General features: G+C 75.4%; 16 protein-coding genes. 12 read left to right on the top strand and 4 right to left on the bottom strand.

Annotated elements, in window-relative coordinates:
- The first annotated feature begins 42 nt into the window (after window positions 1-42).
- The 4 genes from MLUT_RS17750 (at window position 43) to holA (ending at window position 5,631) form a co-directional block, all read left to right on the top strand.
- The gene (locus MLUT_RS17750) at window positions 43-1,017 is read left to right on the top strand and encodes a DegV family protein (RefSeq protein WP_010078610.1); all 975 of its coding nucleotides are present in this window, start codon (window positions 43-45) and stop codon (window positions 1,015-1,017) included.
- A 129-nt stretch (window positions 1,018-1,146) separates the two neighbouring features.
- Window positions 1,147-2,004, top strand: coding sequence for a ComEA family DNA-binding protein (locus MLUT_RS17745; protein WP_012750890.1), 858 nt, complete (start codon window positions 1,147-1,149; stop codon window positions 2,002-2,004).
- On the top strand, window positions 1,998-4,601 hold the full coding sequence (locus MLUT_RS17740; protein WP_012750889.1) for a ComEC/Rec2 family competence protein: 2,604 nt from the start codon (window positions 1,998-2,000) through the stop codon (window positions 4,599-4,601). The genes MLUT_RS17745 and MLUT_RS17740 overlap by 7 nt, the downstream gene beginning before the upstream one ends.
- Window positions 4,602-4,611: 10 nt before the next feature.
- Window positions 4,612-5,631, top strand: a complete 1,020-nt coding sequence (holA, locus tag MLUT_RS17735) for a DNA polymerase III subunit delta (protein ID WP_010078613.1) — start codon at window positions 4,612-4,614, stop codon at window positions 5,629-5,631.
- Window positions 5,632-5,733: 102 nt separating this feature from the next.
- On the opposite strand, the gene rpsT is transcribed toward holA, so the two are convergent.
- Together rpsT and MLUT_RS17725 are read right to left on the bottom strand one after the other, a co-directional pair.
- Window positions 5,734-6,000 (bottom strand): 30S ribosomal protein S20, encoded by a 267-nt coding sequence (gene rpsT, locus MLUT_RS17730; protein WP_002854699.1) that lies wholly within the window; start codon window positions 5,998-6,000, stop codon window positions 5,734-5,736.
- Between the two features lie 195 nt (window positions 6,001-6,195).
- Window positions 6,196-6,858 carry a type II toxin-antitoxin system PemK/MazF family toxin gene (locus MLUT_RS17725; RefSeq protein WP_010078614.1) on the bottom strand — a complete coding sequence of 221 codons (663 nt, stop codon included), beginning with the start codon at window positions 6,856-6,858 and terminating at the stop codon, window positions 6,196-6,198.
- A 111-nt stretch (window positions 6,859-6,969) separates the two neighbouring features.
- On the opposite strand from MLUT_RS17725, the gene lepA reads away from it, so the two are divergent.
- Together lepA and hemW are read left to right on the top strand one after the other, a co-directional pair.
- A complete protein-coding gene (lepA, locus tag MLUT_RS17720) occupies window positions 6,970-8,829 on the top strand; it encodes a translation elongation factor 4 (protein ID WP_010078615.1) in 1,860 nt (619 codons plus the stop codon).
- Window positions 8,830-10,110, top strand: a complete 1,281-nt coding sequence (hemW, locus tag MLUT_RS17715; protein WP_010078616.1) for a radical SAM family heme chaperone HemW — start codon at window positions 8,830-8,832, stop codon at window positions 10,108-10,110.
- Window positions 10,111-10,125: 15 nt separating this feature from the next.
- On the opposite strand, the gene MLUT_RS17710 is transcribed toward hemW, so the two are convergent.
- Both MLUT_RS17710 and MLUT_RS17705 read right to left on the bottom strand, forming a co-directional pair.
- Window positions 10,126-10,545, bottom strand: a complete 420-nt coding sequence (locus MLUT_RS17710) for a DUF4870 domain-containing protein (RefSeq protein WP_002854682.1) — start codon at window positions 10,543-10,545, stop codon at window positions 10,126-10,128.
- Between the two features lie 94 nt (window positions 10,546-10,639).
- On the bottom strand, window positions 10,640-11,500 hold the full coding sequence (locus MLUT_RS17705) for a DUF3097 family protein (protein ID WP_010078617.1): 861 nt from the start codon (window positions 11,498-11,500) through the stop codon (window positions 10,640-10,642).
- Window positions 11,501-11,670: 170 nt separating this feature from the next.
- Here MLUT_RS17705 and hrcA point away from each other — a divergent pair, with 170 nt between their 5' ends.
- From hrcA to MLUT_RS17675, 6 genes are all read left to right on the top strand, one after another.
- Window positions 11,671-12,684 carry a heat-inducible transcriptional repressor HrcA gene (hrcA, locus tag MLUT_RS17700; RefSeq protein WP_010078618.1) on the top strand — a complete coding sequence of 338 codons (1,014 nt, stop codon included), beginning with the start codon at window positions 11,671-11,673 and terminating at the stop codon, window positions 12,682-12,684.
- 75 nt (window positions 12,685-12,759) lie between these two features.
- Window positions 12,760-13,893, top strand: coding sequence for a molecular chaperone DnaJ (gene dnaJ, locus MLUT_RS17695; protein ID WP_010078619.1), 1,134 nt, complete (start codon window positions 12,760-12,762; stop codon window positions 13,891-13,893).
- Window positions 13,890-14,651, top strand: a complete 762-nt coding sequence (locus MLUT_RS17690; RefSeq protein WP_010078620.1) for a 16S rRNA (uracil(1498)-N(3))-methyltransferase — start codon at window positions 13,890-13,892, stop codon at window positions 14,649-14,651. The genes dnaJ and MLUT_RS17690 overlap by 4 nt, the downstream gene beginning before the upstream one ends.
- A 40-nt stretch (window positions 14,652-14,691) precedes the next feature.
- Window positions 14,692-15,765, top strand: a complete 1,074-nt coding sequence (locus MLUT_RS17685; RefSeq protein ID WP_010078621.1) for a PhoH family protein — start codon at window positions 14,692-14,694, stop codon at window positions 15,763-15,765.
- On the top strand, window positions 15,755-16,228 hold the full coding sequence (gene ybeY / locus MLUT_RS17680) for an rRNA maturation RNase YbeY (protein WP_010078622.1): 474 nt from the start codon (window positions 15,755-15,757) through the stop codon (window positions 16,226-16,228). The genes MLUT_RS17685 and ybeY overlap by 11 nt, the downstream gene beginning before the upstream one ends.
- 11 nt (window positions 16,229-16,239) lie before the next feature.
- On the top strand, window positions 16,240-17,565 hold the full coding sequence (locus tag MLUT_RS17675) for a hemolysin family protein (protein ID WP_010078623.1): 1,326 nt from the start codon (window positions 16,240-16,242) through the stop codon (window positions 17,563-17,565).
- The last annotated feature ends 43 nt before the right edge of the window (window positions 17,566-17,608 follow it).

The raw sequence follows: 17,608 nt of genomic DNA, 5'->3' as shown, positions 1-17,608 counted from the left end.
GTGAGACCGGTCCCGACCGAGCCGGGGGAGAGGAGGCAGGCCGTGGCGAGCATCGAGCAGTGGCGCGACGACGCGCTCGTCCGCCTGCGCTCCCGCCGCTCGCAGCTGGCCGGGCGGGCGCGCTACGGGCTGCGCCCGCCCCGCCGGGACCGCACGGCCGTCGTCACGGACTCGGCCGCCGCCCTGCCCGGCGCCGTCCTCGGACACGGTCTGGCCGCCGGGATCCGCCAGGTGGCGCTGCCCGTCATGGTGGGCGAGCAGATCCACACGGAGGGGACGGACGAGCTCGCGCTGGAGCTGCCGCTGGCCCTGGCCGCCGGCACCCCGGTCCGCACCTCGCGGCCCTCGCCGGGCGCGTTCCGGACGGTCTACGCCGAGCTGGCCCGCGCCGGCTATGCACGCATCCTCTCCGTGCACCTGTCCGGCGAGCTCTCCGGCACCGTGGAGGCCGCGCGCGTGGCCGCCGCGGACGCCGAGCGCCCGGTGACCGTGGTGGACTCGCGGACCGTGGGCTTCGCGCTGGGCATGGCCGTGGTGGACGCCGCCGTGGACGCGGGGGTGGGCATGCCCGTGGCGCGCATCCGCGAGCGCCTCGAGGCCACCGTGGACTCCAGCCAGGTGCTGTTCACGGTGCCCAGCCTCGAGCAGCTGCGCCGGGGCGGGCGGATCAGCGGGCTGGCCTCGCTGCTGGGCACCCTGCTGCAGGTGCGCCCCGTCCTGGCCGTCGACGACGGCGCGATCGGCCTGCTCGACCGCCCGCGGTCCGCGGCCCGGGCCGTCGACCGCCTCGTGGAGCTCGCGACCGAGCGGGCCGGCGAGGACCCGGTGCGGATCGCCGTGCACGAGTACGGCGACCCCGAGACGGCCGGGCAGCTCGCGGAGCGTCTGCAGCCGATCTCCACCACACCCGTGCCCGTCGTCGAGCTGCCCGCCGTGCTCGCCGCACACCTGGGCCTGGGCGCCCTGGGTGTGGTGATCTGCCCGCTGGAATCGCCCACGGGGGGCTCGGGCGACTGAGGCCGCCGGTGCCGGAGCGCCGAGGAGACGGACGCGTCCGTTCCTGCACACCGCCCTGGACCGCGGTGGTCATCCCCAGGCCGGGGGCGCAGCGTGCCCTGGCCGGCCGCGCGGACGCAGACTGCCGGCATGAGCCCCAGCCACCGCCTCTGCGACGATCCGCCCGCGTTCGCCCCGGGCCCCGCGGCCGCGGCCGTCCCCGACGTCGACACAGCCGGCCCGCACGCCGCGTCCCAGTGGGAGCGCACCCCGCCCCGGGGCCCGGTGCTGCGGTGGCGGCCGGCCCTGCTGGCCGTCACCGTGCTGCTCGTCGCCGCCGCGGCCTGGTGGGCGGTGGCCTGGCTGACCACCCCGGCGCCGCCCGCGGCGATCCCGGCGCCCGCGGCCGGTGCAGGCGTCTCGCAGACCGGTGCGACCTCCGCCGCCTCGACGGCGGCGGGCACCGACGCGCCGACGCCCGAGGCGGGGCCGTCGGGGGAGGCGTCCGGGCCCGCCGGGTCCGTCCCCCTGCGGGTGCACGTGGTGGGCGAGGTCGCCCGGCCGGGTGTGGTCAGCCTCGCGCCGGGCTCCCGGGTGGCCGACGCCGTGCGCGCGGCCGGCGGCCCGACCCGGGACGCCCGGGCGGAGCGCATCAACCTCGCGGCCCCGCTGGACGACGGCCAACAGGTCCTCGTCCCCTCCGCCCACACGCCGCAGGACGCCCTGGACCGGGTGGCCGGGGCCGCGCAGGAGCAGCCCACGCCGACCACGGGCAGGGCCGGTGCCGGAGACGAGCCGGGCGGTGCCGGGCCCGGCGGCACCGTGGACCTGAACACCGCCGACGCCGCGGACCTGCAGACCCTGCCCGGCGTCGGCCCCGCCACGGCGGAGAAGATCATCGCCCACCGCGAGACGGTCGGCCCGTTCAGCGGCCTGCAGGACCTGGACGCGGTCTCCGGCATCGGCCCGGCCACGCTCGACCGGCTGCGCGACCTCGTCTCGTGGTGAACCCGGCCCCGGGCCCGCCCAGCGATCCCGTGGACCGCCGCGCCCGCCGCCGCGAGGTGCCCGGCCCGCTCGACGCCCGGTGGGTGCCCGCCCTGCTCGCCTGCCTGACCCTCGGGATCCTCGGCGTCGGCTGGGACGCCCCGGCCCGCTCGGCGGCGGCCCTCACGGGGCTGGCCGTCGCCGCGGCCGCCGTCCTGGGCGCCGCCCGGTCGAACGGCCGGATACGGGGCGTGGCCACCGCGACGGCGCTGGCCGGTGTGGCCGCGGCCCTGATGCTGCAGCACTCCGCCGGGCCCGCCGCCGCGGCCGAGGGCAGCGGCTGGACCGGCGCGGTGCACGCCGGCTCACCGCTGCGGCTCGAGCTGACCCTGGACGGGCCCGCCACCCGGAGCGAGGCGGCCTTCGGCCCGCGCTGGAGCGTGCCCGTGCGGGTCGAGACGTTCGGAAACCCGCCGCGGGCCACCGAGGCGCCCGTGACCGCTCGGCTCACGGGCGCGGGCCCACCGCCCGAGACGATCGCCGCGCCGTCGGACGGGACGGCGGCCCCCGGCGGCGGGCCGGGATCGCGGGTGTGCGTCGTGGCCCGGCCGTCGAGGTCCGGTTCCACGGTGTTCCTGGCCGCCGCGGCCGTCCCGCAGCCGGGACCCTGCCCCGGCGGGGCGGATGCGGGAGGCGGGGCCACCGACGGCGACCCGGGCCCGCCGCGGCGGGAGGCGCTGCGCGCCGCGTTCCGTCACTCCGCAGAGGACATGGTCGGCGCGGCGCCGGAACTCATCCCGGGGCTGGTGCTGGGCGACCGCTCCGCCCAGGGGGCCGCCCTCGACGACGCCATGAAGGCCTCGGGCCTGTCGCACCTGTCTGCCGTGTCCGGGGCCAACGTGGCCATGATCCTCGGCGCGGTCGCGATCACCCTGCGCTGCGCGCGGGTGCACCGGGCGGTGGTCCTCAGCGCCGGGCTGGCGGTCCTCGGGGTGTTCGTGGTCGTCGTGGGGCCGGAGCCGTCCGTGCTCCGGGCGGCCGTGATGGGCGCCCTCGGAGCCCTCGCGGTGTTCTTCGGCCGCGCGCGGCAGGCGTTCGGACTCCTGACGGTGGGCGGCACGGCCCTGCTCGTCGCGGTGCCGGCCCTCGCCGTGGAACCGGCCTTCCACCTCTCCCTGGCGGCGACCGCGGGCATCGTCCTGGGCGGCGCGCCCCTCGACCGTGCGCTGCACGCCGGGCTCGGCCGGGTGATGCCCGACGTCGTGGCCCGGTGGCTCTCGGCGTCGCTCGCGGTGACCGTGGCCGCCCACCTGGCCTGCCAGCCGATCATCCTGGCCATGACCGGTGAGGTGTCGGCCTACGCGGTGCCGGCCAATCTGCTGGCCGCCCCGGCCGTGCCGCCCGTGACCGTCCTGGGCACCCTCGCCGCCGCCCTCGCCCTGCCCGCGCCGGGGATCGCCGCCGCCCTCGTGGCCGTGATCCAGTGGCCCGCGGCCTGGATCGGGTGGGTCGCCCACACCAGCGCCTCCCTGCCCGGGGCGCTGCGCCCGTGGCCGGCCGGGGCCCTCGGCGCCGGGCTGGGCGTCCTGCTGGTGGCCGCGACGCTCCTCGGATTCGCCGCCGTGCTCCTGCTCGAACGACGCCGGACCGCCCCGGTCCGGCGTGTCGGCCGCAGCGCGCCGCGGACCCGCGAGCGCCTCCCCGCCCTGGTCGTGCTCGCCGCCGCCCTGGCCGCGGCCACCACGGGTGCGGTCGGGGCGGTCCTCGTGCCGCGGGCCTCGGGCGCGGCCCCGCCGGACTGGGCGGTGGCGTTCTGCGACGTCGGCCAGGGAGACATGGCCGTGTTCCGGTCCGGCCCGCGCGCGGGGGTCGTCGTCGACGTCGGGCCCGAGCCGGGGCTCGCTCGTCGCTGCCTCGACGACCTCGACGTCGACCGGGTGGACGCCGTGCTGCTCACCCACCTGCACGCCGACCACGCCGGGGGACTGGCCGGCGTGGTCGACCGCGCCTCCCCCGGGGCGGTGCACTACGCGACCCGGGACGCACCGGGGCAGGGCAGGGGAGGGCGCGGCGGGGAGGCGGAGGGCGTCGACCCGCCCGCCGACGCGGCACGGCTCCGCACCGGCGCGACGGGCACGGCCGGGCCGGTGCGGTGGCACGTGCTGCTCGCCGACGCGCGGGCCCCCGAGGAGAACGACGCCTCCGCCCAGGTGCTGGTCACCGTCGAGAGCGGGGCCGGCCCGGTCACGACGCTGGTCACCGGCGACATGGAGGAGGACGCCTCCGCGGCGTGGGTCGCGGGCCGCCGGTCCGATGCCGCCGCACCGCCGCGCGTGGACGTGCTCAAGGTCGCCCACCACGGGGCCCGCAACGGTGGGACGGCCGTGCCGCGCGCAGCCGGGGCCCGCCTGCACGTGGTCTCCGTGGGCGCCGACAACCCGTACGGCCACCCCCACCGGGCCACGGTGGACGCGCTCGGCCGCCTCGGGCCGGTGGCCCGCACGGACCTGCACGGCACGCTGGCCCTCACGGCCGCGGACGGCCCCGACCCCGAGGGCGCACCCGAGCTCGCGGCTCACACCGTCCGCCCGCCCTCGAGCGTCCGCACCGGACCCTAGGATGGGACGCATGTCCGCCGCCCGCAGCCCCCGTTCCGGCCGAGCCGGTCGCACCGACCCGCTGGCCTGGCGGAGAGCCGAGCCCGCCCCGCTCATGCTCCTCAAGGGGCCCGAGGACCATGCCGCCCGCTGGGTGACGGACCGCGTGACCCAGGCTCTGCGCGAGCGCCACGGTCAGCTGGAGATCCACCGGCTCCGCGCGGGGGAGTACCAGCCCGGCCAGCTGGCCACCGCGGCCAGCCCGTCCCTCTTCGCCGAGCCCACCCTCATCACGGTCGAGGGCCTCGAGGCCATGAACGACGCGTTCCTCGCGGACGCCCTGCGCCTCGTCCAGCAGGGCCCGGGCGCGGAGGACGTCACGCTCGTGCTGCGCCACACCGGCGGCACCCGCGGCAAGAAGCTGCTGGAGGCCGTCGCGAAGGCCGGCACGGTGGTCGAATGCGTGCCGCTGAAGAAGGACGAGGAGCGGCTGGCCTTCGTGCAGGCCGAGTTCCGCGACCGGCGCCGGCGCATCGACGAGGATGCGGCCCGCGCACTCATCCGCGCCACCGGCGCCTCGCTCACGGAGCTCGCGGCCGCGTGCGCCCAGCTCGTCGACGACACCGAGGGCGTCGTCACCGTCGAGACCGTGGACACCTACTACAGCGGCCGCGTGGAGGCCACGAGCTTCGCGGTGGCCGACGCGGCGCTCGGGGGGCAGGCGGCGAGGGCCGTGTCCCTCGTGCGGCACGCGATGGCCACCGGCGTCCACCCGGTGATGATCACCGCGGCGCTCGCGCTCAAGGCGCGGCAGGTGGCGCGGATGATCGACGCCCGCCGGCCCGCCGCCGAGCTGCCGTCCCTGCTCGGAGTGGCCCCGTTCCAGGTGCGCTACATCCAGCAGGCGGCGCGGCACTGGACGGCGGCCGGCATCGCGCAGGCCGTGGAGTGGATCGCCCAGGCCGACGCCGAGGCCAAGGGCGCCTCCCGCAACCCGGAGTTCGCCGTCGAGCGCGCGGTCATCCGCGTGGCCACCGCCGTCAGCCGCTGACGGCGCCGCCGGACGGCACGCGACGGGGGCTGCCCGGACACGACGCGGCCCCCGCACCGATCGCTCGGGGCGGGGGCCGCGGTCACAGCCGGGGGGCGTGGATCAGCCGAGGAGGGCCTTCACGCGGGCGGCGATGCCGGACTTGCGGTTCGCGGCCTGGTTCTTGTGGATGACGCCCTTCGAAGCGGCCTTGTCCAGCTTGCGGGAGGCGGTGCGCAGCGCGGCGGCGGCGGCCTCGGCCTCGCCGGCGGCGACGGCCTTGTCCACGGCGCGGATGGCGGTCTTCAGCTCGGACTTCACCGCGACGTTGCGCTGGCGCGCCTTCTCGTTGGTGAGGATGCGCTTCTTCTGGGACTTGATGTTAGCCAAATCGGGTCCTTCGTCGTCGGCGGCGCGGACGAGGGTCCGGGCGCCGCATGAACAGGGGGTCGTGGAGGGTGCCCGGATCCGTGGACTGAGCGGCGTGGGGAACACCGATGATGACCCGTTCCGGGGGTGCCCGTCGACCGGCGGACACAATGCGGACGATCCTACCACCCAGACCCTGCGATCCGCGCGGCGGACTCAGCGCCCCCGCCGCCGGGCGCGGGCCAGCGCGGCCGTGACCCGGTCGAAGGCCGCCCGGTCCAGGACGCCGCCCTCCCGGCGCACCGCGGCCGGATCCACGCGGACCACCCGGTCCAGCTTCGCCTCCGAGGCGCGGCCGGACCGGTCCCAGGCGCCCGCGCCCACGTCCACGTAGTCCTCGTCCCGGGCCAGGGCGTTGTTCCGGTCCCGGCTGGTCAGCATGAGCCCGAGCAGGTGCGCCCCGTCCCGGCCGATCAGGAGCACGGGGCGGTCCTTGCCCCGGCCGTCCATCTCCTCGTACGGCACCCAGGTCCACACGACCTCGCCCGGCCCGGCCGTCGGCCCGGGCACGGGCGCGTACTCGACGCGGACGGTCCCGGTGAAGTCCGGCAGGGACGCGTGGCGGCCGGCGTCCTGTCGCCGGGGCCGGCGCTCCTGCCCGGGCCCGGGCATCGGCCACGAGTCGGTGGGCTCCGTGGGGTCCCACGCGGGCCCGGGAGGCCCGGGCGGGCCCGGAAAGGGCGACGGGCCGCTCCGGTCGCCGGCCCGTCGACCGGCCTCGGAGGCGGCTCGACGCGGCCGGGCGTCGTCGCGGAGGGCGCCGATCAGGCGTGCCGTCCGGCGGCCGAGGGACAGGGCGCGATGCAGGTCGAAGGCCATGGGCGTGAATCTAGTGGACGCGCGGGCCCGGCGTCCGGGTCGGGTCGGCGGCGGGACATGACAGACTAGGCGGTCAGAGCCCCGTCCCCGTCACCCGTAGAGGAAGTGCCCGTGTCGCCCCTGGCGTCGAACCCCCCGGTGCCCGCTGCCACCGACCCCTCGGTGATCCGCAACTTCTGCATCATCGCCCACATCGACCACGGCAAGTCCACGCTGGCGGACCGCATGCTGCAGGCCACCGGCGTCGTGCAGCCCCGCGACATGAAGGCCCAGTATCTGGACCGCATGGACATCGAGCGTGAGCGCGGCATCACCATCAAGTCCCAGGCCGTGCGCATGCCCTGGTCCGTGGACGGGGTGGACTACGCCCTGAACATGATCGACACCCCCGGGCACGTGGACTTCACCTATGAGGTCTCCCGCTCGCTGGCCGCGTGCGAGGGCGCGATCCTGCTGGTGGACGCCGCCCAGGGCATCGAGGCCCAGACCCTGGCGAACCTCTACCTCGCCATGGAGCACGAGCTGGAGATCATCCCCGTGCTCAACAAGATCGACCTGCCCGCCGCGGATCCGGACCGCTACGCGGCCGAGCTGGCCTCCCTGATCGGCTGCGAGCCCGAGGACGTGCTGCGCGTCTCCGGCAAGACGGGCGTCGGCGTCGAGGAGCTGCTGGACCGCGTGGTCCGCGCCATCCCCGGCCCGGAGGGGGACGCGGACGCCCCGGCCCGCGCGATGATCTTCGACTCCGTGTACGACACCTACCGGGGCGTCGTCACGTACGTGCGCGTCGTGGACGGCCGGCTCTCCCCGCGGGAGAAGGTCCGCATGATGTCCACGGGCACCACCTACGAGCTCCTCGAGATCGGCGTCTCCTCCCCGGAGCCCGTGCCCACCAAGGGCCTGGCCGCGGGCGAGGTGGGCTACCTCATCACCGGCGTGAAGGACGTGCGTCAGTCCAAGGTGGGCGACACGGTCACCAACCACGCCCACCCGGCGGAGCAGTCCCTGGGTGGCTACGAGGACCCCAAGCCCATGGTGTTCTCGGGTCTGTACCCCATCGACGGCTCGGACTATCCCGTGCTGCGTGACGCCCTGGACAAGCTCAAGCTCAACGACGCCGCGCTCGTCTACGAGCCGGAGACCTCGGTCGCGCTGGGCTTCGGCTTCCGCGTCGGCTTCCTCGGTCTGCTGCATCTGGAGATCGTGCGCGAGCGCCTCGAGCGCGAGTTCGACCTCGACCTCATCTCCACCGCGCCCAACGTGGTCTACGAGGTCACCCGGGAGGACCGCGAGGTCGTCACCGTGACCAACCCCTCCGAGTTCCCCGAGGGCAAGATCCTCGAGGTGCGCGAGCCCATGGCCTCGGCCACGATCATCGTGCCGGCCGAGTTCATCGGCGCCGTCATGGAGCTGTGCCAGGCCAAGCGCGGCAACCTCAAGGGCATGGACTACCTCTCCGAGGAACGCGTGGAGATCCGCTACTGGATCCCGCTGGCCGAGATCGTGTTCGACTTCTTCGACCAGCTCAAGTCCCGCACCAAGGGGTACGCCTCGCTGGACTGGAAGGCCGACGGCGACCAGGTCGCCGACCTCGTCAAGGTGGACATCCTGCTCCAGGGCGAACAGGTGGACGCGTTCTCCTCGATCACCCACAGGGACAACGCCTACGCGTACGGCGTGATGATGACGGGCAAGCTCAAGGAGCTGATCCCGCGCCAGCAGTACGAGGTGCCGATCCAGGCCGCCATCGGCTCGCGCATCATCGCCCGCGAGAACATCCGCGCGATCCGCAAGGACGTGCTCTCCAAGTGCTACGGCGGCGACATCTCCCGCAAGCGCAAGCTGCTCGAGAAGCAGAAGGAGGGCAAGAAGCGCATGAAGATGGTCGGCCGGGTCGAGGTCCCGCAGGAGGCCTTCATCGCCGCCCTGTCCTCGGACGGCGCCGGCGCCGACCAGGCGGCGAAGAAGTAAGTGCCCGCCCTGCCCCTCGGCGAGCCCGTCCCCGACGACGGCCGGCTGCCGGCCGACGTCGGGCAGCGGGTGCGCGCGGCCGCCCGCGACGGCGCGGCGCGCACCTTCAGCCTGTACGTCCACGTGCCGTTCTGCACGGTGCGCTGCGGCTACTGCGACTTCAACACGTACACGGCCGTCGACCTCGGCCCCGGCGCGGGTCGCGGCGACTACTGGGAGTCGGCCGTCACGGAGCTGGACTTCGCCGCCGACGTGCTCGCGTCCTCGGACGTGCCCGCCCGCCCGCTGCACACGGTGTTCTTCGGCGGCGGCACGCCCACGCTCCTGCCGGCCGCGGACCTCGTGCGCATCCTCCAGGCGGCGGTGGACCGGTTCGGGATCGCGCCCGGCGCGGAGGTGACCACCGAGGCCAACCCGGACACGATCACCCCGGAGTACGCACGCCAGCTCGCGGCCGGCGGCTTCACCCGCCTCTCCCTGGGCATGCAGTCCGCGGTGCCGCACGTGCTCGCCACGCTCGAGCGCACCCATCGGCCCGAGTCCGTCCCCGCCGCCGTCGCCGCGGCCCGCGAGGCCGGCCTGGAGGTGTCCCTGGACCTGATCTACGGGACCGCGGGGGAGTCCCTCGCCGACTGGCGGGCCACGCTCGAGGCCGCCGTCGTCCTGGCCCCGGACCACGTGAGCGCGTACTCGCTGATCGTGGAGGAGGGCACCAAGCTCGGGGCCCAGGTGGCCCGCGGCGAGGTGGCGGACGTGGACCCCGACGACCAGGCGGACAAGTACCTGCTCGCCGAGGAGCTGCTCGGCGCCGCCGGCTACCGCTGGTACGAGGTGTCCAACTGGGCGCGCGACCCGCAGGGGTCCGGCGTCCACCGTGCGCGGCACAACGTGGCGTACTGGGAGGACCAGGACTGGTGGGGGATCGGCCCGGGCGCGCACTCGCACCTCGCCGGGGTCCGGTTCTGGAACGCCAAGCACCCCGCCGCCTACGCGCAGCGGCTGGCCACAGGGGTCACCCCCGCCGTCGGCCGCGAGCGGCCCGACGCCGACGCGCGGCGCCTCGAGCGCATCATGCTCGCGGTGCGCACGGTGGACGGCCTCCCGACCGCGGAGCTCGTCTCGGAGACGCCGGGGGAGGCCGCGCGGACCCGCGGGGCGATCGCCGAACTCATCGCCGCGGGCCTGCTGGACGGGCGCGCCGCCGTCGACGGGCGCATCGTCCCCACGCTCGAGGGGCGGCTGCGCAACGACGCGATCGTCCGGGCGCTGGCCGGCTTCTGACCGGCCGGCCCCGGGTCAGCGCAGGATGCGCAGGTTGAACGGGTACCGGAACGGACGGCCCTTGGACACGTGCGAGGCGCCCATCACGCCGTAGACCGCCATGGCGGCCCACGTGAGCGCGCCGAGGATCGCGAAGATCGGGCCGACCACCGGCAGCAGGGACAGGAAGAAGAACAGGAGCGTGATGAGCGTGGGCGGCCCGGAGAAGTTCAGGGCCTCGCGCGACTCCTGCGAGGTGAACGGGCCGCGGTCGCGGTAGAGCAGCCACACGACCAGCGGGCCGAGCACGCCGAACGCCAGACTGAGGTGGGCCAGCGCCGCGCGGTCACGGTCCTGCTTCGCCGTGAGCGGGGCGCCGCGGCCGCCGGCCGAGACGAGCCAGGCGGGCGGGCCGTGGCCGGTGCGGCCGGCGTCGGGCTGCGCGCGGGTGTTCACGAGGGGCTCCTCCTGGATCGCGGGACCCGCGCGCCGGGGACCGGGCGCAGGGCATGGGCCAGCATAGCGCGGGCGGGCGGGGGCCGCGCCGAGATCAGTGCTCGGGTGCGGCGGTGAGGAAGTCGATGAGCTCCTCCACGCGGCCCAGCAGGGACGGCTCGAGGTCCGCGTACGTGGTGACGTGGGAGAGCAGCCGCTTCCACCCCAGCCCCGTGGCCTCCTTGCTCCCGTGCGGCCAGCCCAGTCCCCGCAGGATCCCCGTCTTCCAGTCCTGCCCCTTCGGCACGACGGGCCACGCGGGGATGCCGAGGACGGAGGGCTTGATGACCTGCCAGACGTCCACGTAGGGGTGACCGAGGATGAGCACGTTGCCCGCGGCCCCCGGCACGCGCATGGCCTCGGCCGCGAGGCGCTCCTCCTTGGACCCGGTGACGAGATGGTCCACGAGGATCCCGAGCCGGCGCCGCGGACCGGGGGCGAACGCACGGATCGCCCCGGCGAGGTCGTCCACGCCGTGCAGGGGCTCCACGACGATGCCCTCGAGGCGCAGGTCCTCGCCCCACACCTTCTCCACCAGCTCGGCGTCGTGCACGCCCTCCACCCAGATGCGAGAGGCGCGGGCGGTGCGGGCCCGCGCCCCCTCGACCCGTCGCGAGCCGGAGGCGGTGCGGGCCGGCGCCGCCGGGGCCGCGGCGGTCGGGGGGACCAGGGTCACGGGCTCGCCGTCGATCCAGAAGCCGCCGCCGAGGGGGAAGCCGCGGCGCACGCCGCGGCGGTCCTCCAGGACCACCACGTGCACGCCGCCGGAGCGCTCGATGCCGATCACGGCCCCGGTGAACCCGGAGGCCACGTCCTCGACCACCGTGCCGGGGGTGGCGGGCACATCGGGGACGGTCCGGGCGGGGCGGCGCGTCAGGTCGTCGTGGCCCGCGGGGCCCCAGCTGCTCCAGTCCATGGGAGAGCACGGTAGCAACGGGGGCGGGCGATCACCGTGAGCGAAGCCGTGCGGGCCGGTCGGGTCGTCCCCCGGGTCGGACGGTAGCATTGGCACTTGACCCGCCGGAGTGCCAGCCAGGGGCACCTCCGGGGTCGCCCCGGATCCCGACGGACCAGAGGAGGACCGAGATGTCGGAGCAGCCCCGCCGCCTGCAGGTGCTCCAGGCGATCCTGGAGGACTACGTGGCGCTGCGCGAGCCCGTGGGCTCCAAGGCGCTCGTGGAACGGCACGCCCTGAGCGTGTCCTCCGCGACCGTGCGCAACGACATGGCTGCGCTCGAGGAGGAGGGCCTCATCGTGGCCCCGCACACCTCCGCCGGGCGCGTCCCCACGGACAAGGGCTACCGCGTGTTCGTCGACCGCCTCTCCGAGGTGAAGCCGCTGTCCCCGGCCGAGCGCCGGGCCGTGCGGACCCTGCTGGACCCGGAGACGGACACCGAGCACATGATGGAGTCCACGGTGCGCCTCCTGGCCCAGCTGACCCAGCAGGTCGCCGTCGCGCAGTTCCCCCACGAGGACGGCTCCACGATCCGCCACCTCGAACTGGTCTCCCTCGCGCCCACGCGCGTGCTCGTGGTCCTCATCCTGTCCACGGGGCGGGTGGACCAGCGGCACGCCGTGCTGGACCGTCCGGTCGACGAGGCGGAGCTGTCCGTGCTCCGCGGCCTCCTGCTGGACGCCCTGCTGGGGCTCGGTCCGGTGCAGGCGGCCACCGTGGTGGACGACGTCGTCACCCGGGTCCGCCCGGAGCACCGGCCGTCCGCCGCCCTCGTGGCCGCGGCCGTCCAGGACCTGCTCGAGGCCGGCCGGCAGGACCGCATCGTCCTGGCCGGCACCGCCAACCTGGCCCGCTCCCCGGGGGACTTCGGCGCGTCCATCGGGCCGATCCTGGAGGCGCTCGAGGAGCAGGTGGTGCTGCTGCGCCTGCTCACGGAGATGGAGCAGGACGCCCACGGGGTGTCCGTGCGGATCGGCTCCGAGAACGCCGGATCGCTCGCGGACACCTCGGTGGTCGCGGCCGCCTACGGCCCCGGCGCCGTGGCGAAGCTCGGTGTCATCGGCCCGACCCGGATGGACTATCCGGGCACGATGGCCGCCGTCCGGGCGATCGCCCGCTATCTCTCCCGCATCCTGACCACCTGACGCGCCTGCGCGCGTCCTGGCGGGCCCCGTCCCGCACCGCCCCACGTCCCGCTCGCCCCGAGAGGAATCCCCACCGTGACCGACCACTACGAGACGCTCGGCGTCAGCCGTGACGCCAGCACCGAGGAGATCCGCCGCGCCTACCGCAAGCTCGCGCGCACCCACCACCCGGACGTCAACCCCGACCCGGAGGCGGCCGAGCAGTTCAAGCGCATCTCCCACGCCTACGAGGTGCTCTCGGACGAGGACCGGCGTCGGGCCTACGACACGACGGGCAATGAGAACGGCCAGGCCGGCTTCCCGGGCGGCTTCGGTGGGGCGGGAGGCTTCGGGGGCTTCGCCGACATCTTCGAGACCTTCATGAACGCCGCCGGCCAGGGCGGCCGCGGTGGCCCCGCCAGCCGCGCCCGCCGCGGCCAGGACGCCCTGGTGACCGCGCGGATCGACCTGCGCGATGCCGTCTTCGGCGGCGAGCAGACCATCGAGCTGGACACGGCCGTGCGCTGCGAGCGGTGTGAGGGCTCGTGCTGCGAGCCCGGCACCCAGCCGGAGACCTGCCAGACCTGCCACGGCCACGGCATGATCCAGCGCCCCGTGCGGTCGCTGCTGGGCACCGTCATGGCCACCGAGGCCTGCCCCGCCTGCCAGGGGTTCGGCACCGTCATCCCGACGCCCTGCCACGAGTGCGACGGGCAGGGCCGCGTCCGCACCCGGACGCCGCTGACCCTGCGCATCCCCGCGGGCGTGGACGACGGCACCCGCATCCACCTCGCCGGCCGCGGCGAGGCCGGCCCGGGCGGCGGCCCGAACGGCGACCTCTACGTGGAGATCGCGGTCCGCCCGGACGAGACCTTCCGCCGCGAGGGCGACCACCTGGCCACCACCGTGACCGTCCCCATGGCGGCCGCGGCCCTGGGCACCACCGTCACGCTGGACACCCTGGACGGCAAGCAGTCCGTCAGTCTGGACCCGGGTGTGCAGTCCGGCCACGTGGAGGTCCTCCAGGGCCTGGGCGTCGGTCGCCTGCGCGGGCAGGGCCGTGGTGACCTCAAGGTGGACGTGGTGGTCACCACGCCCACCGACCTGGACGACGAGCAGCGCCAGCTCCTGGAGCGCCTGGCCGAGGTGCGCGGCGAGGAGGTCGTGCACGGCGCACCCCAGGCCAGGGGCATGTTCGCCCGGCTGCGGGAGAACCTGAGGAACCTGTGACCGCCCCCCTGTTCCACCTCGAGCCTGGCGCCCTGGCCGGCGCGAGCGCCGGCGTGGAGGTCGACTTCGGTGGCCCCGAGGCCCGCCACGCCGCCGCGGCCATGCGCCTGGCCCCCGGGGAGACCGTGATCCTGGCCGACGGGTCGGGCACGCTGGGCCACGGCACCGTGCTCGCGGCCGCCCCGGACGGGGTGTCCGTGCGGCTGGACGCGGTGGCGGAGGAGCCGGCACCCACCCCGGCGCTCGTGCTCGTCCAGGCCCTCGCCAAGGGCGACCGGGACCTCATGGCGGTCCAGGCCGCCGTCGAGCTCGGCGTGGACGCCGTGGTGCCCTGGGAGGCCGAGCGCTCGATCGTCCGCTGGAAGGGACCCAAGGCCGCCAAGGCCCGTCAGAAGTGGGCGGACACGGCCCGCGCGGCCGCCAAGCAGGCGCGTCGCGCCCGGGTGCCCGCGGTCCGGGACCACGTCTCCGGGACGGCGGTCGCCGGGCTGGTCCGGGACGACGGCGGCGGCCGGCTCGTCCTCGTGCTGCACGAGGACGTGGAGCACGGGGTGTCCTCGGTGCCGGCGGAACGACTCTCCGAGGCCGCCGAGATCGCCGTCGTCGTGGGCCCCGAGGGCGGGATCGGCCCGGCCGAGCTCGAGGCCTGCGTGGCCGCGGGGGCCGTGCCGGTGCGGCTCGGCCCGCACGTGCTGCGCGCCTCCACGGCCGGCCCCGCCGCCCTCGCCGTGCTCCAGCACCGGCTCGGCCGCTGGTGAGCCCCGGCAGGACGGCGCGCCGACGCCTAGAATGGAATCGATGTCCCGCCCCCGCGACCCCGAGGTGATCCGCCCCATCGTGACCGTGCCCCCCACGACCCCGACCCCGCCCGCCACCGCGCACGAGGGGGTCGCGTTCGAGTCCGCCGACCTCATGGTCCGCACGCTCGGACCGCAGGACGCCCTGCTGCGGATCCTCGGCGGCGTGTTCCCCACCGTGGACGTCACGGTCCGCGACCAGCGGCTGGACCTGGCCGGGCCGGTGGCCGAGGTGGCCACGGTGCGGCGCGTCGTCGAGGACCTGCGCTCGATCGCCCGCCGCGACCAGGCGGTCACCCCCGAGGTGATGGGCCAGGTCGTCCACCACGTCCGCGACGCCGCCACCGGGCGCGGCGCGGGTCAGCTGCACCTGGACTCGATCCTCTCGGGCCGGGGTCGCCGCATCCGCGCGAAGACCCTGCACCAGCAGGACTACGTGGAGGCGATCGACCGCTCCACCGTCGTCTTCGGCGTCGGCCCGGCCGGCACCGGCAAGACCTACCTGGCCATGGCCAAGGCCGTGCAGGCGCTGCAGGCCAAGGAGGTCAACCGGATCATCCTCACCCGCCCGGCCGTCGAGGCCGGCGAGCGTCTCGGCTTCCTGCCCGGTGGGCTCTCCGAGAAGATCGACCCGTACCTGCGTCCCCTGTACGACGCGTTGCACGACATGATCGAGCCCGAGTCGATCCCGCGGCTGATGGAGGCCGGGACCATCGAGGTCGCCCCGCTGGCGTACATGCGCGGCCGCACCCTGAACGACGCGTTCGTGATCCTCGACGAGGCCCAGAACACCACCGGCGAGCAGATGAAGATGTTCCTGACCCGACTCGGCTTCGGTGCGCGCATGGTCGTCACGGGCGACACCTCGCAGGTGGACCTGCCGCGCGGCACCCAGTCCGGCCTGGCCCAGGCCGTCGAGGTGCTCGAGGGGATCGAGGGCCTGGAGGTGGTCCGCTTCGACTCCTCGGACGTGGTCCGGCACTCGCTGGTGAGCGCCATCGTGGACGCCTACGACGCCGCCCGCGGCCCCGCGGAGCGGTCCCAGAAGCGAGGAGGGGCCCGCCGTGGCCGTTGAGATCCTGAACGAGTCGGGGATCGAGGTCCCCGAGGACGCGCTGCTGCGCATGGCCCGGCACGTCTACGCACGCCTGCACGTCCACGAGCGCGCCGAGACGGCCGTGACCGTCGTGGACGCCGCGCGCATGGCCGAGCTGCATGAGGAGTGGATGGACCTGCCCGGGCCCACCGACGTGATGAGCCTGCCCATGGACGAGCTGACCCCCGGCTCGCCCGAGGCGCCGGCCGAGGGCGTGCTCGGCGACGTCGTGCTCTGCCCCGAGGTCGCCGCCGAGCAGGCGGCGCGCGGCGGGCACTCCCGTGACGACGAGCTGCTCCTGCTGCTCACCCACGGCATGCTCCACCTGCTCGGGTACGACCACGTCGAGGACGCCGAGCGGGAGGAGATGTTCACGCTCCAGGATCGGCTCGTCTCCGAGGTCCTCGGCCGACCCGCCCCGGCCCCCACCGTCGAGGATTGACGGTGCCTCCCATGCTGACGCCCGCCGTCCTCTTCGCCCTCTTCCTGGCTTTCCTCGGTCTGACGTGGACGCTGTCCCTGGCCGAGTCCGCGTTCTCCTACCTCTCCCGGCGGGACGCGGAGGACATCGTCCGCGAGCAGCCCGGCTCCAAGGTCCTGGAGATCGCCCGCGAGCGGGAGAGCCACCTCGGGGCCCTCCGGGTCTGGCGCTTCGTGGCCGAGGCCCTGTCGGCCGTCTGCCTGACCGCGGCCGCCGACGCGGTGGTGGACGACACGTGGCTCGCCGTGGCGATCGCCGCGGTCGTGCTCGTGGGCGTGGCCGCAATGCTGGGCGTCTGGAGCCCGCGGCCGATCGGCTCCCGCAACGAGGCCGCCGTCGCCCGCCGCCTCGGCGGTCTGGTGTGGGTGCTCCGCCGAGCCCTGGGCCCGCTCGCCGCCCGCCTGGACCGGGACCGGCGCCGTCGCGAGGTCGAGCCGGAGGACGAGGACGACTTCCAGGAGCGCCACCTGCGCGAGTTCGTCGCCCGCGCCCACGACGCGGACGTGCTCGCCGACTCCGAGGCGGAGCTGATCCAGTCGGTGTTCTCCATGAACGACACCATCGTCCGCTCCGTCATGGTGCCGCGCACCGACGTCGTCACGATCGACGCCGACCACACGCTCGGCCAGGCCATGGCCCTGTTCCTGCGCTCCGGCAACTCCCGCATCCCGGTGATCGGCGAGGACGCCGACGACATCCGGGGCATGCTGCACCTCAAGGACGTCACCCGCGCCCTGCACCACGACGGCGCGGCGACCGACACCCCCGTCACCGAGGTCATGCGCGACGTCCGCTTCGTCCCCGAGTCGAAGTCCGTGGCGACCCTCCTGCAGGAGCTGCAGCGCGAGTCCACCCACGTGGCCGTGGTGGTGGACGAGTACGGCGGCACGGCGGGGCTCGTGACGCTCGAGGATCTCATCGAGGAGATCGTCGGCGAGATCTACGACGAGGACGACCACCCGGACCGCCCCGAGGTGGAGTTCGTCGCGCCCGGCGTCTACTCCGTCGACGCGCGCATGGGCATCCACGACTTCCGCGAGGAGTTCGAGCTGCCGGAGGAGGACGAGGACGACGACGTCGACACGGTCGGCGGCCTCCTCGCCAAGGAGCTCGGCCGCGTCCCGATCCAGGGCTCGCGCGTCGTGGTCCAGGGGATCGAGGTCGTCGCGGACACCCTCGAGCCCCGCCGCAACCGGGTCGCGCGCCTGCGCGTCTCCGAGTCCCCCGACCGCCCGGTGCGGCTGCGCCGGCGCGATGAGCAGGCCCACGGCGCCGAGCCCACCGACCCCGTGGCCTGAACTGGCCGCCCCACCCCACGCCCCGCCTGACAAGGATGACCCC

The organism is Micrococcus luteus NCTC 2665, assembly GCF_000023205.1.
Classification (GTDB): domain Bacteria; phylum Actinomycetota; class Actinomycetes; order Actinomycetales; family Micrococcaceae; genus Micrococcus; species Micrococcus luteus.
This window is presented reverse-complemented; position numbering and strand designations above follow the sequence as displayed.

Bases quoted from the DNA above. Each gene is read 5' to 3' on its own strand.
- MLUT_RS17745 (WP_012750890.1), top strand. From the start codon at position 1,147: ATGAGCCCCAGCCACCGCCTCTGCGACGATCCGCCCGCGTTCGCCCCG.
- holA (WP_010078613.1), top strand. From the start codon at position 4,612: ATGTCCGCCGCCCGCAGCCCCCGTTCCGGCCGAGCCGGTCGCACCGAC.
- MLUT_RS17725 (WP_010078614.1), bottom strand. From the start codon at position 6,858: ATGGCCTTCGACCTGCATCGCGCCCTGTCCCTCGGCCGCCGGACGGCA.
- MLUT_RS17705 (WP_010078617.1), bottom strand. From the start codon at position 11,500: ATGGACTGGAGCAGCTGGGGCCCCGCGGGCCACGACGACCTGACGCGC.
- hrcA (WP_010078618.1), top strand. From the start codon at position 11,671: ATGTCGGAGCAGCCCCGCCGCCTGCAGGTGCTCCAGGCGATCCTGGAG.
- MLUT_RS17685 (WP_010078621.1), top strand. From the start codon at position 14,692: ATGTCCCGCCCCCGCGACCCCGAGGTGATCCGCCCCATCGTGACCGTG.
- MLUT_RS17675 (WP_010078623.1), top strand. From the start codon at position 16,240: ATGCTGACGCCCGCCGTCCTCTTCGCCCTCTTCCTGGCTTTCCTCGGT.